The 24,886-nt window shown below is 47.3% G+C and carries 23 protein-coding genes and 1 riboswitch; of the genes, 12 read left to right on the top strand and 11 right to left on the bottom strand.

The genetic code is table 11. The features are described from left to right. Positions 1-17 precede the first annotated feature (17 nt). Positions 18-1,283 (bottom strand): surface lipoprotein assembly modifier, encoded by a 1,266-nt coding sequence (locus tag IE181_RS10920; protein WP_191252898.1) that lies wholly within the window; start codon positions 1,281-1,283, stop codon positions 18-20. A 273-nt stretch (positions 1,284-1,556) separates the two neighbouring features. Here IE181_RS10920 and IE181_RS10915 point away from each other — a divergent pair, with 273 nt between their 5' ends. Continuing rightward, entirely contained in the window at positions 1,557-2,570 is a 1,014-nt protein-coding gene (locus IE181_RS10915) for a transferrin-binding protein-like solute binding protein (RefSeq protein WP_191252896.1), read from the top strand. Between the two features lie 90 nt (positions 2,571-2,660). On the opposite strand, the gene IE181_RS10910 is transcribed toward IE181_RS10915, so the two are convergent. Beyond that, positions 2,661-2,987, bottom strand: a complete 327-nt coding sequence (locus IE181_RS10910; protein WP_191252894.1) for a DUF1476 domain-containing protein — start codon at positions 2,985-2,987, stop codon at positions 2,661-2,663. Between the two features lie 255 nt (positions 2,988-3,242). Here IE181_RS10910 and purC point away from each other — a divergent pair, with 255 nt between their 5' ends. From purC to purL, 4 genes are read left to right on the top strand one after another with little or no spacing between them, the layout of a single operon-like run. Next, positions 3,243-4,010: a phosphoribosylaminoimidazolesuccinocarboxamide synthase gene (gene purC / locus IE181_RS10905; RefSeq protein WP_191252892.1), complete on the top strand. Its 768-nt coding sequence runs from the start codon at positions 3,243-3,245 to the stop codon at positions 4,008-4,010. Positions 4,011-4,067: 57 nt separating this feature from the next. Next, the gene (gene purS / locus IE181_RS10900) at positions 4,068-4,307 is read left to right on the top strand and encodes a phosphoribosylformylglycinamidine synthase subunit PurS (RefSeq protein WP_191252890.1); all 240 of its coding nucleotides are present in this window, start codon (positions 4,068-4,070) and stop codon (positions 4,305-4,307) included. 5 nt (positions 4,308-4,312) lie between these two features. Continuing rightward, entirely contained in the window at positions 4,313-4,975 is a 663-nt protein-coding gene (purQ, locus tag IE181_RS10895; RefSeq protein ID WP_191252888.1) for a phosphoribosylformylglycinamidine synthase subunit PurQ, read from the top strand. Between the two features lie 12 nt (positions 4,976-4,987). Continuing rightward, positions 4,988-7,189: a phosphoribosylformylglycinamidine synthase subunit PurL gene (purL, locus tag IE181_RS10890; RefSeq protein WP_191252886.1), complete on the top strand. Its 2,202-nt coding sequence runs from the start codon at positions 4,988-4,990 to the stop codon at positions 7,187-7,189. An 84-nt stretch (positions 7,190-7,273) separates the two neighbouring features. Here the strand turns inward: purL and IE181_RS10885 are convergent, their stop codons facing one another. Beyond that, positions 7,274-7,693 carry a DUF1330 domain-containing protein gene (locus IE181_RS10885; protein WP_191252884.1) on the bottom strand — a complete coding sequence of 140 codons (420 nt, stop codon included), beginning with the start codon at positions 7,691-7,693 and terminating at the stop codon, positions 7,274-7,276. Then, entirely contained in the window at positions 7,690-8,547 is an 858-nt protein-coding gene (locus IE181_RS10880; protein ID WP_191252882.1) for an alpha/beta hydrolase family protein, read from the bottom strand. The genes IE181_RS10885 and IE181_RS10880 overlap by 4 nt, the downstream gene beginning before the upstream one ends. Before the next feature lie 107 nt (positions 8,548-8,654). Here IE181_RS10880 and IE181_RS10875 point away from each other — a divergent pair, with 107 nt between their 5' ends. The 3 genes from IE181_RS10875 to IE181_RS10865 all read left to right on the top strand — a co-directional run bounded on the left by IE181_RS10875 (position 8,655) and on the right by IE181_RS10865 (position 10,479). After that, positions 8,655-8,888: a BolA family protein gene (locus tag IE181_RS10875; protein WP_191252880.1), complete on the top strand. Its 234-nt coding sequence runs from the start codon at positions 8,655-8,657 to the stop codon at positions 8,886-8,888. Positions 8,889-9,040: 152 nt separating this feature from the next. Then, positions 9,041-9,361, top strand: coding sequence for a Grx4 family monothiol glutaredoxin (gene grxD, locus IE181_RS10870; protein ID WP_191252878.1), 321 nt, complete (start codon positions 9,041-9,043; stop codon positions 9,359-9,361). 65 nt (positions 9,362-9,426) lie between these two features. Then, entirely contained in the window at positions 9,427-10,479 is a 1,053-nt protein-coding gene (locus IE181_RS10865; protein ID WP_191252876.1) for an aldo/keto reductase, read from the top strand. A gap of 54 nt (positions 10,480-10,533) precedes the next feature. On the opposite strand, the gene IE181_RS10860 is transcribed toward IE181_RS10865, so the two are convergent. Next, on the bottom strand, positions 10,534-11,292 hold the full coding sequence (locus IE181_RS10860) for a class I SAM-dependent methyltransferase (protein WP_229819526.1): 759 nt from the start codon (positions 11,290-11,292) through the stop codon (positions 10,534-10,536). A 208-nt stretch (positions 11,293-11,500) separates the two neighbouring features. After that, entirely contained in the window at positions 11,501-13,327 is a 1,827-nt protein-coding gene (gene thiC, locus IE181_RS10855) for a phosphomethylpyrimidine synthase ThiC (RefSeq protein WP_191252872.1), read from the bottom strand. Beyond that, positions 13,323-13,429, bottom strand: a riboswitch (TPP riboswitch). Its footprint overlaps the gene before it by 5 nt. 342 nt (positions 13,430-13,771) lie before the next feature. Between thiC and IE181_RS10850 the strand changes: the two genes are divergently transcribed. Further along, positions 13,772-15,298, top strand: coding sequence for a PAS domain-containing sensor histidine kinase (locus IE181_RS10850; protein ID WP_191252870.1), 1,527 nt, complete (start codon positions 13,772-13,774; stop codon positions 15,296-15,298). A 138-nt stretch (positions 15,299-15,436) separates the two neighbouring features. Here IE181_RS10850 and IE181_RS10845 read toward each other — a convergent pair whose 3' ends face one another. From IE181_RS10845 to IE181_RS10825, 5 genes are all read right to left on the bottom strand, one after another. Beyond that, positions 15,437-15,787 (bottom strand): hypothetical protein, encoded by a 351-nt coding sequence (locus tag IE181_RS10845; RefSeq protein ID WP_191252868.1) that lies wholly within the window; start codon positions 15,785-15,787, stop codon positions 15,437-15,439. Beyond that, entirely contained in the window at positions 15,784-16,167 is a 384-nt protein-coding gene (locus IE181_RS10840; RefSeq protein ID WP_191252866.1) for a hypothetical protein, read from the bottom strand. The genes IE181_RS10845 and IE181_RS10840 overlap by 4 nt, the downstream gene beginning before the upstream one ends. A gap of 309 nt (positions 16,168-16,476) precedes the next feature. Further along, complete coding sequence (gene rpsD, locus IE181_RS10835; protein ID WP_191252864.1) at positions 16,477-17,088, bottom strand: 30S ribosomal protein S4; 612 nt, start codon at positions 17,086-17,088, stop codon at positions 16,477-16,479. A 232-nt stretch (positions 17,089-17,320) separates the two neighbouring features. Continuing rightward, positions 17,321-18,460 carry a hypothetical protein gene (locus IE181_RS10830; protein WP_191252854.1) on the bottom strand — a complete coding sequence of 380 codons (1,140 nt, stop codon included), beginning with the start codon at positions 18,458-18,460 and terminating at the stop codon, positions 17,321-17,323. A 26-nt stretch (positions 18,461-18,486) separates the two neighbouring features. Next, complete coding sequence (locus IE181_RS10825; protein ID WP_191252852.1) at positions 18,487-19,371, bottom strand: NAD(P)-dependent oxidoreductase; 885 nt, start codon at positions 19,369-19,371, stop codon at positions 18,487-18,489. A gap of 158 nt (positions 19,372-19,529) precedes the next feature. Here IE181_RS10825 and IE181_RS10820 point away from each other — a divergent pair, with 158 nt between their 5' ends. The 3 genes from IE181_RS10820 to IE181_RS10810 all read left to right on the top strand — a co-directional run bounded on the left by IE181_RS10820 (position 19,530) and on the right by IE181_RS10810 (position 24,883). Further along, positions 19,530-21,947, top strand: a complete 2,418-nt coding sequence (locus tag IE181_RS10820) for a penicillin acylase family protein (protein ID WP_191252850.1) — start codon at positions 19,530-19,532, stop codon at positions 21,945-21,947. 105 nt (positions 21,948-22,052) lie between these two features. Further along, positions 22,053-22,922 (top strand): flagellar motor protein MotB, encoded by an 870-nt coding sequence (locus tag IE181_RS10815; protein ID WP_191252848.1) that lies wholly within the window; start codon positions 22,053-22,055, stop codon positions 22,920-22,922. An 89-nt stretch (positions 22,923-23,011) separates the two neighbouring features. Then, positions 23,012-24,883 carry an SLC13 family permease gene (locus IE181_RS10810; protein WP_191252846.1) on the top strand — a complete coding sequence of 624 codons (1,872 nt, stop codon included), beginning with the start codon at positions 23,012-23,014 and terminating at the stop codon, positions 24,881-24,883. The last annotated feature ends 3 nt before the right edge of the window (positions 24,884-24,886 follow it).

Here is a 24,886-nt window from a genome sequence, read left to right as displayed (position 1 = left end):
CCCCCTGGTGCTTGCAATCAAAAAACTCTGGTAAAGCCAATGTTTATGCGGTGACGGTCATAATCAAACAAAGTTATGTTCGACATTGAGCGGAAATAATCATACCGAACAACAGGCGCAAAGCCCCAAATATTGATATCTCGTTTGGTAAAACCCACACCCGTACTTATTGTATGATCTGTTCTTTTCTCGCCATAAAGAATAGAAAAGGCATCAAACGGCCTGTATGTAAATGAACCAGAGAGTGTAGCCGTTAACCCCAATCCAAGTTCACGTGCATAGCCAAACCCAATCCGATATGTTGTATTATCAAGACTGGCTTCTTGCGTTTTCTCCAGGTTAATTCCTGCATACGTCCTAAACGAACTTACCCGAGACAGGGAATAATTGACTTGACCTGTAAGGGAATAGTTTTCTCCGTCTCTATAATCAATAGTGGTGTAGTTCATCTTGTCGACACCAACCAAAATAGAAGCCTTCAGTCTGTCATTTAGCTGCCGCTGAGCCGTCACCTGCATGCCCGCAGATGTATAGTAGCTGCGTCCACCAAAGCGTGCATATCCCGCTGCAGCCAATACCCTGACCTCTGACCGGGCCGTATATACTCTTGGCCCCATATGAGCCCGCAAGTATGTTTGGTCAAAAGAACTGGAGTTTAAATATTCTGTATGTCTTGCGGCACCACCTACATCCACTGCAAGCCCCTGTCTCAGGTCAAAGCGATAGCCCGCTGAAACATCACCAGTAATGCCAACGCCAGATGACCTTTTAGCGTCATCAGACAAATCAAAAGGCAATCCGTATAACGTCACTCTTTCTGAGGCGGTCGCGGTATTAATATTGGTATCGGGCGCCGCGCTGAACGAAACATTCAAACTCCATTTTTTCCTGGTATATATTACAGCTAAAAAGCCACGGACATTAGTCCTGACCTCGGCGGGTAATTGGTCACTCGCCAGAACCAGTTCAAATTGACGTTTCGCATTGTCGTAATCTGCTGCATTGAAAAATGCACGTGCCAGCTCCAGGCGAACTCGAAGTAAGGACGGATTGCCAGCCAGAATTCCTCTATAATAGCGAATGGCCATTGGCCAATCATCATTTTGGCCAGCAATAGTCCCTCTTAGAAAGTCTATCTGTATCTGATCAGCGCCGGAGTGTTCTAGCTGAGACAGTAATGTCAAAGCAGCTTGGTGCTGTTTTGTTAAAATCAAATGACTAACAGTTTCAAAAACCTGATCTTGTGTTAGGGGAATACGGTCAAAGCTTTCTTGTTCACTCACATCTGCTGCGCTCACCGCCGGCAAGCACTTCACCACCGCACTAACAAACAGGGCCAGGATACTATTAAATTTTCTAGTCACGCGAAAAGATCAAACCCATAGAAAGCCCGCCCCTAAATTCTTTCTTATTATTTTAATAAAAATGGTAACAATACAAATATTTAGCAACTAATAGACAGCCGTTAAAATATATGGTTATCATATGTTAATTAGTCTTGCCTATAGGGTAAAATATCAAAAGCAATGTTTCAGATATCGCTTGGGGGATATAAAATGAAGCTCACACCTAGCCTGTTCGCACTAACATCCATGCTGACGTTGGCAGCATGTGGCGGCGACTATCAGACAAATGGCGAATTATTCAGCAGAACTCCTGTACCGCCACCACCTCCGCCTCCTCCCCCTGAAGAAGAATATGTTTACGACAAACTTGACCTGACGGAATCTACAACGTTTGGAGCGTCCTCCGTAACGATGGACCTAGTTCTAAATATTGATGACGAGACCGACCCTACTCTTGTCAGCAGCAATGGCAATGCTACTGTGCATTATGACACATCTGATGGCAGTTTCAGCATAGATGTAAGTCAGGGGAATATTACCTTCTTCCATAACTTCAGAGAATTTGAGAGAGACACTGAAGTTACAGATTCTCTAGTGTACTCTTCTGTTGGTGAAGATTTAGATGACGCAAACGAACTTCTATATCATCTCAACCTGACCAAGCCTGGCACTGCCAGAGATGGTTTACTATTGAACTACATGTCGTTTGGATTATGGAGCGCGCTCGTGTACCCTCTCCCTATCGAAGGCTGGCGTGAAGCTGTTGGTGGAATTGCTTTCGGCAATGAAACACGCCCAGAAGACATGCCAACGACCGGAATTGCATCCTACACTGGCAAGACAGTAGGCATTCTAGATGAAAACGATATTGAACTTGGAGTGCATGATCAGTATACCCTCGCTGGTGATGTTGAAATCACTGCTAACTTTGATGCTTTGACGCTGAATGCCTTCATGAACAACATGATGCGTACACATGTAATTTCTGGTGTCACCACCCCTTGGGAAGACTTTCACTCCTCTCTTTCTCTTACAGAAGGCTCTAATAAATTTATCGGCGTTGCCAGTACGGATGTCCCCTACTTACATGGTGAAATTCGCGGTACATTCTATGGCCCTGTAGACAGCGGAGCCCCTGCAGAAGTTGGCGGTATCTGGTCTCTATTTGACCCAGGAGAGAAAACAGTCAGAGCTATCGGCTCATTCGGTGCGGTACACGACTAAAAGACTGACATCACACACCACAACGCTACTTAAAGAAAAAAGGCGCCTGCAGTTCGAGGCGCCTTTTTTATATGCTTTTACGGACGACTGTTACTTAACGTCAGCCTGAACCTGTTTAATGGCTTCATGGAGCTTTTCTTCAAGAAGCTTTTCAATACGGTGATCTGAAAACTCAACACCGGCAGCTTCAAAATCAGCCTTCAGCTTGCGAATAACATCGTCATCACCTTCTTCTTCGAGATCGGCAATAACCACTGACTTTGCGTATGCCTCTACTTCGTCATCCGCTTTTCCAAGCTCTTTCGCAGCCCATTCACCGACTAAACGGTTACGGCGCGCCCGTGCTTTAAACATTAATTCTTCATCGTGCGCGAATTTATTTTCAAACGCTTTTTCCCGATTATCGAAGGTTGTCATGGAAATACTCCTTTATCCCGATTCTTTTCCCATATGGCCCTAAAATGCCGTTTTGCCAAGACCTTTTCTCTAATATCCTCGCAATAAAAGTGCGATTTCACTGAATGAGGATAAAACTTCTTTCTTTTTCCGTAAATGACTACGGAAAATGTTACAGAAATATTGTTATACAGTGCCTGTTCGGCTATGGTCGCGCCGCGATTATAACTTGCTGTTCTGCAGATGCAAAACGGCCTTCTCGAAAGTCGGATTAAAATGTCCCGCAAGAATAAAATTTACGAAGGAAAGGCCAAGGTTCTCTTTGAAGGACCAGAGCCAGGTACCATTGTTCAGTATTTCAAAGACGATGCCACAGCTTTTAATGCCGAGAAAAAGGGCACCCTTGCAGGGAAAGGCGTCGTAAACAATCATATTTCAGAGCACATTTTCACTGCCCTTTCTGGCATTGGCGTGCCAAACCATTTTATTAAACGCCTCAGCATGCGTGAACAGCTTGTGAAGGCAGTTGAAATCATACCGGTTGAAATGATTGTGCGTAACGTGGCAGCGGGAAGTCTTTCCAAACGCCTTGGCATTGAGGAAGGCACAGAACTTCCTAACACGCTTGTCGAGTTCTGCTATAAATCTGACGAGCTTGGTGATCCACTGATCGCAGAAGAACATATTCTGACTTTCGGCTGGGCCGACGAGAATGAAATCGACGAAATGGTTCACTACAGTCTGCGTGTCAATGACTTCCTGTCCGGCATGTTTGCAGCAATCGGAATCAAGCTGGTAGATTTCAAACTGGAATTTGGCCGTTTGTATGATGGCGATGAGTGCATGGTTGTTCTGGCAGACGAGATCAGCCCGGATGGTTGTCGTCTTTGGGACCTTGCAACCGGCGAAAAGCTGGATAAGGACCGTTTCAGACGTGACCTAGGTGGTGAAATGGAAGCCTACCAGGAAGTTGCTCGTAGACTTGGTATCCTGCCGAATGCCGACGTAACCGAAATTGCAGACCACATTAAAAAAGAGAGCTAATGCTCTCTTTTTGCTTATATTTTGTACTTTAAAATATCTGATAAGGATCTCATAGTCATGAAAGCTAAAATTCACGTAACCCTGAAGAACGGTGTACTTGACCCCCAGGGTAAGGCGATTGAACATGCACTTGGAACATTAGGCTTTGACGGCGTAGATGCTGCACGCCAGGGAAAATACATTGAACTGGACCTGACAGAAACTGACAAGGCCAAAGCCCAGGCTGCAGTTGAAGAAATGTGCAAGAAGCTTCTGGCGAATACAGTCATTGAAAACTACAGCATCGAGCTGGAGTAAAGATTATGAAATCAGCAGTAATCGTCTTTCCCGGATCAAACTGTGATCGGGATATGGCTGTTGCCCTTGAGAAAATAACCGGGCAAAAGCCACAAATGGTCTGGCATCAGGATACAACATTCGATGACGTAGACTTTATCGCCCTGCCCGGCGGTTTTTCTTATGGTGACTATCTCCGTTGTGGTGCCATGTCTGCACGGTCGCCAATCATGGCGGAAGTTATCAAACGTGCTCAGGCTGGTGTTCCGACACTTGGCGTATGTAATGGTTTCCAGATTTTGACAGAAACCAAACTGTTACCTGGCGCGTTAATGCGTAATGCACGGCTTAAGTTCGTCTGTAAGGACGTTGCCTTGACCGTCGAGAACGACACAAGCACCTTCACCAAAGACTACTCCAAAGGACAGGAAATCCTTATTCCTGTGGCACACCATGACGGTAATTTTTATGCCGACACAGAGACCCTCGACCGTTTGGAAGGTGAAGGCCAGGTAGCTTTCAAATATGCTGAAGACATTAATGGCGCCCAGCGTAACATCGCCGGTATCCTGAATGATAAGGGTAATATTCTGGGCATGATGCCACACCCTGAGCGGATGATCGCCAAGGAACTGGGCGGCACTGACGGATGCGCGCTCTTTACCTCAATTTTGAACACACTCGGTTAAGGGGCACTTGACATGACTGACGTAAATTCAATCAAAATCACCCCGGAGATCGTTAAGGAACACGGCCTGACGGAAGAAGAGTATCAACGCATTGTCGGTGCGATGGGACGTGAACCTAACTATACTGAGCTGGGTATCTACAGTGTAATGTGGTCCGAGCACTGCTCATACAAATCTTCCCGAATTCATTTAAAGAAACTGCCAACCAAGGCACCTTGGGTCATATGCGGACCTGGCGAGAATGCCGGCGTTATTGACATAGGTGATGGACAGGCGGCGATCTTTAAAATGGAAAGCCATAACCACCCTTCCTACATTGAACCTTATCAGGGTGCAGCGACAGGCGTTGGCGGTATTTTGCGTGATGTTTTCACAATGGGTGCACGCCCTGTCGCCAATATGAACGCCCTTCGTTTTGGTGAACCAGAACATCCAAAAACACGGCACCTTCTGGCCGGTGTTGTTGAGGGAATTGGTGGATACGGCAACTGTGTGGGCGTACCAACTGTGGGCGGAGAAACCAACTTTGACCCATCCTACAACGGCAATATTCTTGTCAACGCCATGACCGTTGGTCTGGCTGATGCTGACAAGATTTTCTACAGTGCAGCCGCAGGTGTCGGAAACCCGGTTGTCTATGTAGGCTCCAAGACTGGTCGTGACGGTATTCACGGTGCCACAATGGCTTCTGCAGAATTCACAGAGGACAGCGAAGAAAAACGCCCTACTGTGCAGGTTGGTGATCCGTTCACTGAAAAACTGCTGATTGAAGCATGTCTTGAACTGATGGCAACCGATGCCATTATCGCCATTCAGGATATGGGCGCAGCTGGCCTGACATCTTCTAGCGTGGAAATGGCGTCCAAAGGCGGAGTTGGCTTCGAACTTAACCTGGACAATGTTCCACAGCGCGAAGAAAACATGACACCTTATGAGATGTGTCTGTCAGAATCGCAGGAACGCATGTTGATGGTTCTGAAGCCTGGCCGGGAAGAAATGGCAAAGGCCATTTTTGAAAAATGGGAACTGGACTTTGCCGTGATCGGTGAAATTACGGATACCGGTCGCCTGACGCTTACCTTTGGCGGTGAAATTGTTGGCGATATGCCAATTGCAAGTCTTGTTGAAGATGCACCTGAATATGACCGGCCACATGTCCCTACACCGGTCCGGGAAACAGTGGACGTTGCTGCGCCTGCTGACCTGAACAAGGCCGTACTTGATCTTATTGGCGGCGAACATCTTTGCAGCCGCCGCTGGATCTGGGAACAGTATGACCATATGGTTATGGGCGATACAATTGGTCGTCCCGGTGGTGATGCAGCCGTTGTGCGTGTGCACGGCACGGAAAAGGCTTTGGCCATTTCCACAGACGTAACACCACGCTACTGCTACGCAGAACCCTATGAAGGCGGCAAACAGGCAGTTGCTGAGACATGGCGTAACCTGACAGCTACTGGCGCCAAACCACTTGCGATTACAAACTGCCTGAATTTTGGCAACCCTGAGCGACCTGAGATTATGGGGCAGTTTGTAGGATGTCTGGAAGGCATGGGAGACGCTTGCCGGGCACTAGATTACCCAATCGTTTCCGGTAACGTTTCACTATATAACGAGACAAATGGCACAGGCATTCACCCAACCCCTGCTATTGGCGGTGTTGGTTTAATGCAAAACAGTGACAAAATGGCGTCTGTTGCCTTTAAGGCAGACGGTCAAACAATCCTCTTGATTGGTGAGACCAAGAACGAACTGGGTGCCTCCATCTACCAGAAAGCCATCCTTGGTGAAGATACGGGTCGTCCACCACTTGTGGATCTGGATCTGGAACGTCGTAATGGTGACTTCGTGCGGGCGTTGATTGAAAATGGCCAGGTAGATACCTGCCATGATCTGTCCGACGGTGGTTTGATTGCAGCACTGGCCGACATGGCTATTGCTGGTAAAATCGGTGCTACAGTTACAGTTGACGATAGTCTTCCTAACCATGTGCACCTGTTCTCTGAAACGCAGGCACGCTATCTGATCGCAGCAGACGCTACCGTTGCTGAAACTATCTATAAAGAAGCGCAAGACGCCGGTGTCCCAGTATCCAAACTGGGAGTAACAGGTGGCGATACTCTAACTGTTGGTGACGCCGTTTCTCTTACAATTGCAGACCTGACTGCAGCACATGAAAATTGGATGCCTGATTTTATGGCGGCGGCTGAGTAACACTGCGGTACAGATGAAAACATTATATAAGCCAGCCTTATGGGCTGGCTTATTTCTTTGAAGATCTTCGAATTTTGCTGGCTGTTAGAAACTTGATCCAACATCTGATCCACTACAGCGTATCAATCGACTATCTTCTACGCCTGCCTGTCTGTGCTTGACAGCAATCTTATAAGCAGGGTCCGTAACCATCTCAAGAAAGGCACCTGCATGCGGGTACCATGCCACGAATATCTGGTCCCAAACCATATGATCAGGACCGATCAACATAACCTGTGGAATACCGCGCCAAATAATTTTGCCGCCCACACGAGAGAAGACCGGACCGGATTCGCGACCATAGGCAGCATAAGCATCTGCGCCAGACATATCACGACCGTCCTCATATGTGGCTTTATCCTTAAACTTAATCAGATTCAGCATATGAATTGGCTCGTCCCTCGGTAGGTTTTTAAAGACCTCAAACTGTTCTCTTTCGGGGTCAATATACGGGGTTCTTTTCATCCTTGCTCTTCTCCTGTTTTACTAATCCAGTCACTTATGGATTGTGCCACACCCTTCGGTTTCTTTGCCCAGTTAAAATGCCCCAGGTATTTACCTTGATGTTCTTCTGTCAACTGAACACGGTCGACCTTGGCAGCAGTAAATCCAGAGACGGCCAATTCCAGCCCCTGGTCCGTTGCATAGTCATCCTGGTCCATTCGAATAGATACCACCTGCCCGGTAAAATTAGACATTTTTTGATTAATATCCTTAAAGTCTGCAGTATCAAAACACCCTGATCTTGCCCACATGCGCCAGTCTTGCATCACGCCCAAATATTCATTACCGCCAAACCCAACCAGTTTGCCCGGATAGTACCCCCAAAACAGTCCAAACAAAGGAATAAGGTTACATAACAAGCCTATCTGCCTGCCAGTTCTGCCGGGATACGCGCCCTTAAAGGGAAAACTGCAGGCAATATGGACTATACCGTCAATTTTCTCTGGGAATAAGGCGCTAAAAACACTGGATAAATGACCGCCAAGGGAATGCCCACCCATGAGAAGGGACGCACTGGGATATTTTCCCCTGATATGGTCGAGCAGACAAACCATGTCTGTTGTGACATAGTCATGGAAATTAAATTTCTCTCCGCGCCCGGGCCTGTAGGGACTGCATCCGTGTCCCCTTTGTTCCGCCAACACCACTGTAACACCTAAGCACGCTAGCTCTTCACACAAAGATTCGTAAAATCGAGCCCGTACACCAAGCGCTGGCCACAAGATTAAAACAGTTTCAGATGGTTCAGTAACGCCAAATTCCTTAAACGGAATATTTGTTCCGTCAGTAGCTTTCAGCGATTGCCAACCTTGCACCCCTATTCCCCACAAAATACTCGATTTATTAATTATCGATATTGATCATAGCCACAGGGATGCCATATTGTCTTATAGAAAGTACACAATCACGTTGGGAAAAAGTTATGGCAATGTCTGCAGAAGCAATTGAGTTATTAATTAAACAAGGCCTACCCGGCGCAACAGTCAGGATCGAAGATCTTCGTGGAGATGGCGACCATTACGCCGCGCACGTGATTTATGATGGGTTTCAGGGCAAGTCCCGTGTACAGCAGCACCAAATGGTTTATAAAAGCCTGAAAGGCCGCATGGGCGGAGAATTACATGCCTTGGCTCTTCAAACATCTGTGCCGGAGTAACCCTTCCGAACGGCGACTATCATTTTTTACTGCTTTTCCTACCAAGATGGTTGGATTTTTTACATAAATCCCTATGTTATGGAAAACGCGTCAAATAATTAAACCAGCCTGATCATAGATAAATAATCAGGCATCGTAATCAGGAATTTAGAATGAGTGACTCCCCAGTATCTGAACGCATTAAAGAGTATGTAACACGCGACGACGTGGTTCTTTTCATGAAGGGCACACCAATATTCCCGCAGTGTGGTTTTTCCAGTGTCGTAGCACAAGTACTGCAGCATATTGGCAAAGACTTTGAAAGCTACAATGTTCTGGAAGACCCAGAACTGCGTGAAGGCATTAAAGAATACTCTGACTGGCCAACGATACCACAGCTTTATGTACGCGGTGAGTTTGTAGGTGGCTGCGATATTGTCCGCGAAATGTTCGAAAGCGGTGAACTACAGCAGTTAATCGCTGGAACTGAATAATCACAAATCAATTATAGAAAACAGCGGTACCCAGTGTATCGCTGTTTTTGCATGGGGGATTAAGCATGGAAAAGCGACAACTGGGCAACACTGATTTGCAGGTCAGTAAAATCTGTCTTGGAACCATGAACATGGGCACCATGAACACAGAAGAAGAAGGGCATCGCCAGCTAGATATGGCGCTTGATTACGGTGTTAATTTTCTTGATACGGCTGAGCTATACCCTGTGCCCGGCACCATAGAACGGCACGGCAAGACCGAAGAGATTATTGGAAACTGGATCAAAAAAACCGGGCGCAGAGATGAGTATATCATAGCAACCAAAGTTTCAAGTCTGGCAGAGACCATGCCCAAATACCGTCCCCATATTGGGGACGGCAATAATCGCCTGAACAGGGCACATATCAGAGAAGCCGTTGAAGGTAGCCTGAAACGTCTCGGTATTGACTGTATTGATCTGTACCAGTTGCACTGGCCGGAACGGGCTACCAATTTTTTTGCCACCCGATATTACAGGCATAGAGAGAATGATACAGCAACACCTCTTGCAGAGACTTTACTTGCACTTGGCGAGCTTATCCGAGAGGGGAAAATTAAGCATATTGGACTATCGAACGAAACACCGTGGGGACTGATGGAATGTTTACGTCAAGCTGAACAAAATGGTTTGCCACGAGTCCAGTCTGTTCAAAACCCTTATAGCCTTCTTAATCGTTCTTATGAAGTTGGCATGGCAGAAATATCAATCAGGGAAAAAGCAGGCCTACTAGCATACAGCCCACTCGCAATGGGCGTTCTATCGGGCAAGTATCTAGGTGGGAAAGAGCCTGAAGGTGCGCGCCTTACCCTCTATAAATATTTTAGCCGCTACAAAACTGGAAATGCTGAAATACAAACTCAGCGATATATGGATCTGGCGCAGGAACTGGGTATGTCTTTGGCAACACTTGCGCTGGCGTTCGTTAATGATCGCCCCTTTGTGACCAGTAATATCATCGGCGCAACCAAACCAGAGCAACTTCAGGAATGTCTGGAAAGTGCAAATGTTTCTTTGCCAAATGATGTTTTGAAGCGGTTGGACGAGATCGAAGAACTGTCGCCGATGCCCTGCCCTTAAAGTACACAGACTGGTAAGGTAATGAACTCTTACCAGTCTTATTTTTTACAGCGTCTATTTTTTGATAAACTTATACACAAACCTGTCCGAGCTGTAACGCACCTCCGCACCGAACCAAGGCTTATCTGGTGAATCTGCCGGATTTCTTAAAAAGTCTGCCTCACCTGCATATTCAAAGCCTGCTGCCTCCAACTCGCTACGAACACGCTGCGGGTCAATGCGGTGAATTTTGCCAATTTCAGCCTCGTCTGCACCTGCAACACCAATATGATCAATCACAATAAGGACACCGCCCGGTTTAATCGCCTGGTACAGAGACGCATTGATGGCCGAACGCAGCTCCCCTGAAGATGCTTCATGCGACATGAAATAATCATGATACGCCAGTGCATTCAGTGCCACATCTACACTATTTTCCGGCACATCAAAGGCTTCTTTGCCGTTGTGGATTTCAGTAACGTTTTCCCGCTCAGCCAGGCCCGCCGGTGAAGTTTCCTTCATAAATGCCCAATAAACAGGACCGTTATGGGCAATAACATGCCCTTCTGCCCCTACAGCGCTAGACAGGATTTCAGAATAATATCCCCGCCCTGAATTGATGTCGAGAACTGTCATGCCAGGCTTAACACCGGCAAACTCTAGTATCATTGCCGGTTTCCGCTGCGGGTCATGTTGCATATGTTCCGCCGTTCGGTGGCTACTCTTGACTGCTTCTTCTATGGACTGCATAGCATTGTCAGCAAGCAGAGAAGCTGTTGGCACCATTAATGCCGTCGCCAGTAAACCAGTTTTCAGTATTTTAGCGAACTTCATCACCGTTTATCTCCCTATTGTCACGGTTAACAAAGCCTACGCATATCGTTACCGGCCCGTCCATACACATACCCGTGAAATAAACCATTGTTAAAACCCTGCCAATTTGGATCACAGGGCTGTATTCAGACGGTAAGAATACAAAAAGAAAAGCCCCGCAATAAACTGCGAGGCTTTAAAATTAACTTCTTACAAACGTTTGGAAGACTTATTCTGCTGCATCCTTTGGCTGATATATTTCCGAACCTTGTTCCTTGAACTTTTTAGACATTTCTTCCATGCCTTCTTCGGCTTCTTTAGCTGCGGCAAAATCCCGTACTTCCTGTGAGATTTTCATAGAGCAGAACTTCGGCCCGCACATAGAGCAGAAATGCGCTACCTTGTGCGCCTCTTTTGGAAGTGTCTGGTCATGAAAGTCACGTGCTGTCTCTGGATCAAGTGACAGATTAAATTGATCTTCCCAGCGGAATTCAAATCGTGCACGGGATAATGCGTCATCACGTGCCTGTGCCGCGGGGTGACCTTTCGCCAGATCGGCTGCATGCGCAGCTAGCTTATAGGTAATCACACCCGTTTTAACATCGTCTCTGTCAGGCAGCCCCAGATGCTCTTTCGGCGTGACATAGCAAAGCATAGCCGTGCCGTACCAACCAATCATCGCAGCGCCAATAGCACTGGTAATATGATCATACCCAGGTGCAATATCTGTTGTTAGTGGCCCAAGCGTGTAGAAAGGAGCTTCATGACAATGCTTAAGCTGTTCGTCCATGTTTTCCTTGATCTTGTGCATGGGAACGTGTCCCGGGCCTTCAATCATCACCTGAACGTCATGTTTCCATGCAATTTTCGTCAATTCACCCAGCGTGCGAAGCTCTGCAAACTGAGCCTCATCATTCGCATCGGCAATTGAACCGGGACGCAGTCCATCTCCAAGAGAGAAAGAAACGTCATATTGCTTCATCAATTCGCAAATTTCTTCAAAGTGCTCATAAAGGAAACTTTCCTTATGATGTGCCAGACACCATTTCGCCATGATTGACCCACCACGGCTAACAATGCCTGTTACACGGCTTGCTGTCATCGGTACATACGCAAGACGCACACCAGCGTGGATCGTGAAATAATCAACACCCTGCTCACACTGCTCAACCAAGGTGTCACGGAAAATTTCCCATGTCAGGTCTTCTGCAACGCCGTCTACTTTTTCAAGGGCCTGATAAATTGGGACCGTTCCAATTGGTACAGGTGAGTTCCGTAAAATCCATTCCCGCGTATTGTGAATATTACGGCCCGTTGACAGGTCCATCACATTGTCAGCACCCCAGCGGGTTGCCCAAACCATTTTATCAACTTCTTCGGCGATCGAAGACGTAACCGCAGAATTACCAATATTCGCGTTGATTTTAACCAGAAAATTTCGGCCAATAATTTGTGGCTCAGCCTCTGGGTGGTTAATATTACTAGGGATAATCGCACGACCTGCAGCGATTTCATCACGCACAAACTCAGGAGTAATAAAGTCCGGGATAGCGGCACCGTACGGTTCACCATCACGCTTTAACGCATGTTTGCACTGCGCTCTGCCTAGGTTTTCACGGATTGCTACGAATTCCATTTCTTTGGTCACGATACCGCGCTTGGCATAAGCCATCTGCGTAACAGCAGCGCCGTTTTTACCGCGTAGTGGCTTTATCTTCACCGGGAATTCAGGCGCCAGATATTTTTCACCGGCATTGCCATTATCTTCTGGCTTAATATCACGGCCGACATACTCTTCTACGTCACCGCGATCCCTGATCCACTTTTCCTGCAAACGCGGCAGGCCTTTATAAATATCAATTTCCTGATTTGGATCCGAATATGGACCAGAGGTATCGTAGACGCGCACCGGCTGCTCGTTTGCAGTTGGGTGCAGGTCAATTTCCCGCATTGGTACACGGACAGTTGGGTCCGTATCAGAAGATATGTAAATCTTGCGTGAGCCTTTCAGCTCGCCGGTGGTAACAGAAAAATCAGTATTCAGATCGTCAGGCATGATGTCGCTCCGTTCCTACGCTGGTTTGATCCAGTTCAGGTTCTAAGGGTCTATCCACCTTCGTAGATACTCTCAGCCAGTATGGCTCCCCTCGAAACACAATAATGAAATATTGGTGTAGTCCCCTACCCCGAATAGTACAAGGAAAATCGGTTTCTCCTATACCCACCTGCACTCTTAGAAACACCTCAGGAAATACTACCAAAGACTGCATTCAAGTACTTATTAAAGCATGTAAATACACATCAAGACTTGATAAACCCCTATGTTTAATTTGTTTTTCAGACTTAATTAGTAACATTTGAAAAATGAAACTTATTCAGTAAATACAACTATAGACTTATTTTTACTTCTTGTAATTGCATTTTAATCGGGTATTTTATCGGTGTGGGATTTGTGTTGGCCATGATCATAGCCAGCATAACTTAGCAGAGGGGCGAAGGGGTGAAACCATTACCGGAATCCATGACTGCACGGTTGCTACGCGCCGTGTCAGACGCTGTAATTATAATTAACGATCAAAGCATAATACAGGATGTAAACCCGGCAACAGAAGATTTGTTTGGCTATAGCGAGGCGGAACTGCTGGGGCAGCCAATTGGTATCCTGATGCCCGCGAAATACCGGGACAGTCATGCTGCACATGTCGGCCTTTTTGCAAAGAGTGATACTAACTTTGTCGCCCGAACAATGCGCCCAAATGTTCCTGCCCGCACCCGTGATGGCCGTTCACTTGATCTGGACATAACCATTCAAAAACACATAATTGACGGTAAGCAGGTATTCACCGCGATCTGCCGTGACGTTTCTGAAATCAAACAAAGGATAGAAGCCCTTCAGATTAGCGAGGCACGCCTGGCAAGGGCACAAAGAATTGCCCAACTTGGCAATTGGGAATGGGATATTCGAAGCGGTGATCTGTTATGGTCTGTGGAAATATACCGGATATTCGGTCGGGACCCTTTCTTCTTTGAAGCAACCTACGACAATTTTCTCGAATGCATCCATGAGGAAGACCGTGACCGTGTAGCGCAGAAAGTGTCCCACTGTCTGAAGACAGGGGAAGAATATGAAATCATCCACCGTATTGCCTGCCCTTCCGGGGAAATTAAAGTCGTACAGGAACGCGGTGATGTCCTGTATGATGAAAAAGGCAATCCGGTACGTATGGACGGCACGGTCCAGGACATAACACCACTGTATGAACGGGAAATGCGCATCCGTGACCTGGCGGCCAAAGCAGAAGTTGCAAATGCAGCAAAGTCACAGCTTCTTGCTATTATGAGCCATGAACTGCGCACTCCGCTGAATGCGATCATCGGCATGAGCGAACTAATGCAAAATGAAGTGCTTGGCCCCCTTGATAGCCGCTATATTGAATATGCACATGATATTCAGGAAAGTGGCCGCCAACTGTTTGGTCATATTAATAATATTCTGGCCAGTTCCAGCTTTGATTTAGGGTCCATTCGTCCCAAAAGATTAACGCTTATGGTGCCAGAGTTGATTGATCAGATCATCAAACATTTTGCCCACCCTCTCGCCAACAAAAAAATAGACCTGCGGGTCGAGCGGTCGGATCACTTTGATGAAATGCTGGTTGACCCCGTCCATACACATCAGATTTTGATTAACCTGATATCAAACGCCATAAAGTTTTCCGAAGAAGGCTCAACCATTATTCTAAGGTTATCAGAAACCGAGACCAGCTACACCGTATCTGTACAGGACTTCGGCATTGGGTTTTCTCTGGAGGCACTTTCCAATCTGTTGCAGCCGTTTACCCAAATACAAATGGAAACCAGCCGCAGTTACGAAGGCCTAGGACTTGGTTTATCGATTGTAAAGGGCCTTGCCGAGGCGCAAGGCGGTAATCTGGATATTGATAGTGAACCTGGTCAGGGAACAACTTGCACGGTCTTACTCCCCAAACCAGAGACAGAAGACGTAGAAGACCTCCTGTTTGGCTAACGTATGCAGCAAAGCCTTGCCGCCGTGTAAGTGGATGGTCTTTTGTATTGGTTCCTTAAAAACTGGCTCGCGATCTAATGTGTAACGAACCAGTATTTTAACGCCTGATATGACGATTATGATGAATGAAAGAAAATATTAACGCTTGCGCTGAACACGGCGACACTGGAAAGTAATATGTGTTGGATTGCCTGTTACTTTTTCATTACCTAAATAAAAATCTGGCTTAAAAGCTCGTGTTAACATGCCGTCATTATATTTTATAAAACACCGACCATCTCGCGCAACATAATCATCAACATCCTGCCAGAACTTTCCAAAGCCCCCACACTCATCACCCTTGCACCACTTATCAACCTTTTTTAAACTCATCCCAAAGCCCAACATAGTCTTAAAGCCTACAGTCACTTCGCCTGTTCTGATGTAACCATATTCGTCAGCATTTGCTGGTGCGGTCATAAATAAAAGGCAAATTGCAAATTTCTTCATAATCTGCAAACTCGTTTTATCAGCGCACTTCCTGCACCAAAATCACGTGCAAAAGTATCCGCAGCAAATCTATAGGCATCACCCCAATTAGGGTAAACTTCCATACAAACGGTCATCAAATCACAAATAGTAGCTCGTATCACTTCAGCATCGTCGCTATCTTCAGTAATTCCATCAAGCCTCATAGCCGCAACCAATTCAGCCAAACCGACCTCAAAGGCCATAAGCGCATCGCGCTTCTTATCTCGCCCCAAAAATGGTTTCTTATTTTTGTACTTATCGCATTTAGCCATTTTCGTTAGCAGATTGGTTAAGGCTATATGCGTGTGTGGAATTTTTTCATCTAGCTGTGCAGCTGCATTATAATCTGTAGTAGCCATTATGCTGCTCCTATAAAAAGTAGGAAATCGCAGTTAATCCTAGCGCCATCAAAAAGTAAGAAAACCAACTAGATGCCTTACTTGTATACCATTCAAGCAACTCAACTGACGCACCAGTGCTTTTCATATGTTGCCCCGCCTTAGCGATAGTGAAATATTTATAGAAACAAAATAAAGCGGCACAGCCACTTACATAATATAGCTCCATCACCATTCCTCCCGCATAATAAAAAAACCGCCCAACAACTGTTGGACGGTTTAATTTCTACTAATCTTAGAATGATTGCAAGCTGCAACCAGTCAAATTTATTAGCGGGAATAGAATTCCACGACCAGGTTTGGTTCCATGATCACTGGGTAAGGTACTTCGTCCAGTGTTGGGATACGCACGTAAGTCGCTTTAGTACCTTCTGCAGAGATATACTCAGGTACTTCGCGCTCTGGGCTCTGAAGAGCTTCGAGAACCATTGGGATCTGACGTGACTTTTCACGGACTTCTACAACATCACCCGGACGAACCAGACGGGAAGGAATGTTACAACGCTTGCCGTTTACGAGAACATGACCGTGGTTCACGAACTGACGTGCAGCAAATACAGTTGGTACAAACTTCGCGCGGTACACTACAGCGTCCAGACGGCACTCAAGAATACCGATAAGGTTTTCACCTGTGTCGCCTTTACGACGCACTGCTTCTTCGTAGTAGCGGCGGAACTGCTTCTCAAGAATGCTGCCGTAGTAGCCTTTCAGCTTCTGCTTCGCGCGCAACTGGATACCATAGTCGCTCAGCTTGCCTTTACGGCGCTGACCGTGCTGACCTGGGCCATATTCACGGGAATTTACTGGTGACTTTGAACGGCCCCAGATATTTTCGCCCATACGGCGGTCGAGTTTGTATTTCGCTTGGATACGCTTGGACATTGAATCGCTCCTTTATTTCCATGGCGCCGCAGACGTGTGCATGTCCATTTATTAAATGATAAGGCACTGTATTGTCTGCGCGGACAGGGACACCATTGCCCTGACCATTCGTTACGATCGCGTGATTACTGTCTTGGGACTGGCTTGTCAAGCCGAAATGCCGACTTTGCCTGATATGTCACGTCATTCAGTGTGAAATCGGGCTAATACCTCTGTGACACACTCAGGCTGTTTAAGTGATCGAGGATAAAATCACGGCAGCAGGTTCATACCCTGGCCATAGCTGTAATGCTCTGCGTGCTTTGTTCGCTGCTTTTTTGGGCTGTCTGGATGACAGTGCAAGTTCTGCTTCAAGTGTCAGGGCTTTGGCCTGCCAATACTGCACGGCTAATTCTGTTTCATTCAGACGCCTGACAACAGCCTCCAACGTTTCGTCTGACCATACGTTAGCGGTTTCCCCTGCTGTACCAGCAGCGTCAAGTGACGGGTCAGATAACGGTAAACCGTATTCAGACCGAATATAATCCAGCCCCTCCCGCATGGTATCATCCATCATAAGGCCGTCCATATAGGATCCCATGAACTTTACACCGGGAATATCGGAAAAGTCCGCGGACAATGCCCGCTCCGGATTAGGAACACCGTCTTTTAATACCGGATATAACACGTTGCGTGCATTCGACAGCAACACCGCCTCGTAAGAAAGGCTCTGATTACTGTCTGGTATTTTTATCTGATCTGCAATGTCATCCGCCAGACCAATAATCTGGCAAAAATCAAAAACACTATCGCTTCTGTATAGGGTGTCTCGGTCAAACTCGCGAACAATCATATTGTCCTTACCGAACACAGCTGCGAACTTCTTTAATACACCTGGCGCATAGAATTTAAAGGAACGGCGATCCTTAAATGTATCCATGCCAGTCTTGATGCCCTGCTGGAACGAGGAGACGGCATGACTTATCGGGTGCCGGACATAGTATACTACTTTAACATCGTCTGATAGCGAATTAAGATACCTATATAATTCTGGAATCTTTTCTTTATCAGTACTAGGAAAAAATTCCGACGAAATAAGCAAAGTATGGGCTGTAGTGTCTGCAACCTCATTCTCAAACTTTTCCATCATCTCAGTATTAAACGCAGTAATTTCCTCGATGCTTTTTCGTCCGGCTGCTTTATGCATCCACATTTTCTCAGGGTGCGTGCGGAATGCAGATGCCATAAATCCATGATTGGCTGACTGAGAAGGATAAAAATACCCCTTCTCTGCCAGAATAGCACGGTTGGCAAAACAGCTATCCTGAATACTGGAGGTACCGGTTTTAGTGGCTCCAATGTGCAGATAACACTGTTTAAACTTTGCTGCCATGCCCGTTGCTTTCCTTTCGCCGGATATTACCCCCGAAACCGACGGATCAGACTGGATGTATCCTGCCTGTTTCCACCCATTCTTTGAACATCCGCATAAAACTGATCTACCAGTGCCGTTTGCGGCAGGGAAATACCAAGATTTTTTGCTTCTGCGAGCACGATACCCAAATCTTTTCTCATCCAGTCAACAGCAAAGCCAAAATCAAATGAGCCATCAATCATGGTTTCTGCACGATTTTCCATCTGCCAGCTTTGCGCAGCGCCTTTACTGATCACATCCACAACGGCTTTGGCGTCAAGACCTGCTTCCAGTGCTAGGTGCAGGCCCTCTGACAGCCCTTGGACAATACCGGCAATACAGATTTGGTTGACCATTTTGGCCAATTGCCCTGATCCGACGGGGCCAAGCAGTTTGGTCATCCGGGCGTAGGCATCCATGACAGGCTCAGCCGCTGCAAATGCTTTCGCATCTCCCCCGCACATGACAGTCAAAACACCGCCGACTGCGCCTGCCTCACCACCTGACACCGGTGCATCAATAAACGCCACCCCTGCAGCAGTTGCTGCCTCTGCCATCTGTCTGGCACACTCAGCAGATGCAGTCGTATGGTCAACAAAAACAGCACCCTTTCCCATTGAGGAGAAGGCACCTTCGTCGCCTGTGCAGACTTCCGCGACATCTTTATCGGCACCCACGCAGCAAAATACAAAATCAGCGTCCGCAGCAGCACCCGCAGGTGTTGGGGCAGCACAAATTTCACCAGAAGAACAATCTGCATATTCCTCAACCCATGCTTCTGCTTTCGCGGTAGTACGGTTATAAACCGTAACATCATGCCCCGCAGCAGCCAGATGCCCAGCCATCGGATATCCCATCACACCCAAGCCCAAAAATGCTGTTTTCGCCACAATTGCCTCCACTTGGACTTGTCAGTCCACTAAATCTGTTTATGGTTATGCCTATGTCTATTCCCGCCGCACGGGCGAAGGCAAGGGTAAAGTTGCGCATCTAGCGACCAGATATCATACATCGGTCTTTTCGGCACACTGAAGATGGGGAATTGGGGATGAAGAAATTAATTAAACTGTTACTTGGCCTGTCACTTCTGGCTACGCTAACATTTGCAGCAGGGTATATTTACCTGCGCACCAGCCTGCCAACAATTGACGGCACGCAGCTGGTTCAAGAGGCAGAAAACGACATTACAATTGCCCGTGATGGTTACGGCATTCCTCATATTACCGCACAGTCCACGACAGATTTATATTTTGGTTTAGGCTTTGCCCACGCCCAGGATCGGTTATGGCAGATGGATATGAACCGTCGCATCGGGCATGGTCGCCTGTCCGAAATCGCTGGAGAATCTACACTTTCAACCGATAAATATATGCGTACATTAGGCTTCTCCGAGCGCGCACAATCAGCCTTTGATGCCAGCCCAAAAGCAGTACAGGATAAATTAACTGCCTATGCCGACGGCGTGAATGCTTACTTAAAGACAAGACAAGGTGCTCTGCCGATCGAGTTTATTCTGACACGTACAGAGCCTGCACCTTGGAAACCCGTCGATACACTGGTGTGGCAAAAACTAATGTGGCTGGACCTGAGCGGGAACATGCGCCATGAAATTGAACGCGCCAGATTGCTGACAAAACTCAACGCGGATCAACTTGCCAGTATTTATCCGCCTTACCCTGGCGATACGGAAGCCCCCTTCCCCGCCCTGCAAGATCTGTATGCCGCCATTGACATGGACGCGCTTGCAGACACCGTTGGGGCTGAGCCGGAAGAAAGTATCGGCTCAAACAATTGGGTAGTGTCTGGCGCCAGAACAGAAAGCGGCAAACCGCTTCTTGCTAACGACCCCCACCTTGGTCTGACCACACCGTCTATCTGGTACCTAGCTAGATTACATAACGCTTCAACCGGCAAAAACACAGTTGGCGTAACTTTTCCCGGAAGCCCCGCCATAATCATTGGGCGCAATGATAAAATTGCATGGGGCTTCACCAATACGGCACCAGATATTCAGGATACATTCATAGAAAAATTGATTGGCGACGATCAATATCTAACGCCGGATGGCCCTGCCACCTTCTCATACAGGAAAGAAACTGTATCCGTTAAGGATGCAGCGCCTCATACCTTCACGGTGCGGGAAACGCGTCACGGCCCAGTGATATCAGATGTTATAGGTACTACCGAGGACTTCCTGAAGTCCGGTTATGTTCTGGCATTGCAGTGGACAGCACTTGCCCCAACAGACAGCTCAATACAAACCTTCACAGAGCTTCCAGCGGCCGAAAGCTTTGAAGACTTCGTTAAAGCAGGCCAGACGTACATGGGACCAGAACAGAATATGATCTATGCTGATACCGACGGCAATATTGGGTATCACGCCCCGGCCATGATCCCCGTGCGTCATGCTGAAAACACCATCATTAATGGGCGCTTACCGTCGCCAGGCTGGCTAAGAAAATATGACTGGCAAGGTTTCATTCCAATGAATGAAGTCCCTAAACGCTTTAATCCTGAAACCGGCATCATCGCGACCGCCAATGAAAAAATTGTTGGCCCAGACTATCCCCATTATATAACCCGGGACTGGGCACATCCTTTCAGAGGAGATCGCATCAGAAACCAGCTGGAAAGTAAGGAAAAGCACTCTCTGGAAAGCTTTGCAGCCCTACAATATGACATGGTGTCTGATAATGCCCGTGATCTGTTACCGTCCATCCGTGCCGTTCTGGGTGCTAACACATTCCCGAACTGGAACGGGGATATGGACAGGGACAGACCAGAGCCCCTGTTGTTTCACCTTTTCCTGCGCAAATACCAGCAGGAAATTCTGGAAGATGACTTGGGTACTATGTATGAAGGGTTCACGCGGTTCAGACCTGCACTTGTAAAAAGCACTCTTTATTGGTCTTCTCAGACACCGCCAGAAAATTCTGAGTATTTTTCTCTGCCCGTCCTTCCCAAAAGTGATGCTCTCGCATGGTGCGATAATCAATTGACGAATGACATAACAGAGACATGCCCTGCTTTGGCGCAGAAAGCATACAAGGAGGCAAAGGCAGAACTAAACGAGAAATATCCGAATGGTTATCGTTGGGGTGATGAACATATTGTCAGGCAAACGCACAGACCATTTTCCGAGATCAAAGCCTTACGATCTGTTTTTGAGTTGTCTGCTCCTCTAGGCGGTAGCCGGTACACCATCAACGTTGCCGGAGTTAGTTCAAGCGATAAGACGCTACACCAATCAACACACGGTGCCAGCTACAGAGGTCTTTTCGATCTGTCTGATTTAAATAAATCTCTCTTTATTCAACCAACAGGCCAGTCGGGAAATCCTCTGTCTAAACACTATAATGACCTGTTCCCGCTTTGGCTAAACGGTGACTATATTACGATACCGACAGACACAGTAGTTCCGCAAAACGCAGCAGGCATACTGACATTAAAGGTAAAAAATGATTGATATCAGCCCTACTATCTTTACATAATGGCAGAGCATGGACGCGTTTTGTGCAAAAGTGGCGTTATTTCATATGGATAACGCCCATGTATCAGGTGGAGAAACATCGTGGCTGATGATGGCGAAAGACCGATAATCAAAAAGGTTATCAAGAAGGTTGAAGGCGGGGCCCATGGCGGGGCCTGGAAAGTTGCCTACGCCGACTTCGTGACCGCAATGATGGCTTTCTTTATGCTATTATGGCTGTTGAATGTTGCACCGCCAGAGACACTTTCTGGGCTAGCTGATTATTTCAAACCAACGTCTGCCGTTATCCAAGGGGGCACCCCTGGCGAAACTGAGGGCGGTGTCATTGTGCGAATTGCTGATGAAAATACAAGTAGCGCTGGTCAGGACAATGACGACCAACAAGGCTCGGGCACTGAAGAAACTGACGATGCCGAAGCTATTCTGGAAAAAATTAAAGAGCAGGAAGATATCGCGTTTGCGCAACTGCAAGAAAAAATCAGAATGGCAATTCAGGAATCAGCCATGCTTCAGGAGTTGAATGACCAGGTGATCATGGAAATCACCGAAGACGGTATGAAAATTCAGCTTATTGATAAAGACAAACGCGCCATGTTCCGGTCTGGTTCTGATGAGCTGTATAATTATGCCAGAGCCATGATTGAGCAGGTAGCCATGACCGTGCAGGATGTTCCTAACAGAATAACAATTCAAGGGCACACTGATGGCGGTAGTTTTTCTGCGGGCGGTGAATATACGAATTGGGAACTAAGTGCAGACCGCGCGAACTCGGCACGTCGTGTGCTTGCTGTAACAGGCGTTACTGATGATCGTTTCTCTGAAGTGATTGGCAAAGCGTCAACAGAGCCCCTTTACCCGGACAACCCCAGCCGGCTTGAAAACCGCAGAATTACTATTTTAGTCTTGCGGGAAGCCCCGGTCGTACCACCAAATCTAACGCTTACCGATTAATATTTTGCACGCAAAAAACTTGTGCAGCAGGTAGCATGTCGGTAAAGCTGATATTGAGATTAGATTAACTCAGGGAATGCTAGGCCACTATGGAACTTATTGAACCCACACTACAAATGTGGCTGACCTTTGTCGTCATTTCCGGTGCGATTATCGCCTATTCATACGATAGAATACCGCTGGAAATATCCTCCATTGCGACTGTCGCTATTCTCTTGGTCATATTTCATGTTTGGCCCGTTCTTGATCAGGATGGTTCAAAACTGATCACCAATCGAGATCTTCTGGAAGGCTTCGCTGACCCTGCCCTGATAACCATCATGGCATTGTTGGTTGTGGGACAAGGCCTTGTTCAAAGCGGCGCATTGATGGGACCTGCGAACCTGCTGGTTAAATATGGCCTTAGGTCACCCAAATCTATCCTTCTTATATGCTTCATAGTGGTTATGACCGTCTCAGCCATTATGAACAATACACCTGTTGTCGTAATGTTCATTCCCATACTCGCCACACTCGCCGAGAAACTGGGCAAGAAAACAGCCATGGTGATGATGCCTCTTAGCTTTGTTGCCATCCTTGGCGGTAACATGACGATCATCGGCTCCAGCACCAACCTCCTTGCCATTGGGAGTTATGATCAAATCCGCGCTTCTTTCGACGGGCCGGTGATAGGTTTCTTTGACTTTACCATTCCAGGGGCTTTTCTGGCACTCGTAGGCCTGCTGTATGTCGTGCTAATTGCGCCGCGATTATTGCAGGACCGATCATCTATGGCAAACCAGCTGGCCGGTACAGGTGGCAAGCAATTTCTGTTTCAAATGGAGCTAGGTGCAGACAGCCAAAGCCTGATAGGACAGCGTGCAGTCGCAGGCATGTTCCCGGGACTGAAGGACATTACAATCCGCATGATCCAGCGCGGAACAGAAAAAATCCTTCCGCCCTATGACGATGTTACTTTGTCTGAAGGGGATATTGTCCTTCTGGCAGCTACCCGCAGCACCATGACCGAAATCCTGAACGCTACGCCGCACCTGGTGTCAGATGCAGAAGGCGAGAATGGAGACGAGGACGAAACGTCAGACCCGGACAAAGTTGACCGTCAACGCCGCGTAATTGCAGAAGCCATGATTGCTCCGGCCTCCCGCATGGATGGCAGAACACTGGCTCAGACAGGGTTCAGGGCAGAAACAGGTTGTACGGTTTTGGGAATTCAGCGCCGTAGCCGCATGATCCGTGCTGCGATCTCGCAGCTACGCATGGAAGCCGGTGATGTTCTTCTGATAATGGGCAGCCGCGCAAACGTTTTGGCACTTCGTAATAACCGTGATGTATTGTTGATGGAATCGTCCGCATCTGAAATGCCGGTTACTGCCAATGCTCTCCGTGCCCAAATTATTTTCACCGCAGTGGTTGCAGTTGCTGCAACGAATGTACTGCCAATTGTGACCGCATCCCTCTTAGGGGCTGCTTTAATGCTGGTAACACGCTGTCTTAACGTACGGCAGGCCGGCCGTGCGATTGACCGCCGTGTATTCACGATCGTCGGTGCCGCGCTAGCGCTGGGGACTGCTATGCAGGCTACTGGCGGCGCAAGCTGGCTGGCGCACTCTGTCATTGAACTGCTTATGGGGGCTCCCATCTGGATTGTCCTGTCGGGCTTCTTCCTGTTGGTCGCGCTTCTGACGAACGTTCTATCAAACAATGCGACTGCCGTGCTGTTTACACCAATTGCAATCTCTATCGCGTTAGAGCTTGGCGTCGAACCGATGCCCTTCCTGCTGGCTGTCATTTTCGGGGCAAACTGTAGCTTTGCTACCCCGATGAGCTACCAGACAAACCTACTTGTTATGGCGCCGGGCCACTATAAATTTTCCGATTTCGTGAAAGTTGGTACACCATTGATCTTTATCATTTGGATCGCATTCACTATATTCATACCGTGGTACTATAATTTATATTGATAG

Origin of the sequence: Kordiimonas sediminis, from assembly GCF_014656395.1 — a bacterium.
Lineage (GTDB): Bacteria > Pseudomonadota > Alphaproteobacteria > Sphingomonadales > Kordiimonadaceae > Kordiimonas_A > Kordiimonas_A sediminis.
The sequence above is the reverse complement of the archived record's forward strand: the minus strand, read 5'-3'. Positions and strand labels throughout refer to the sequence as shown.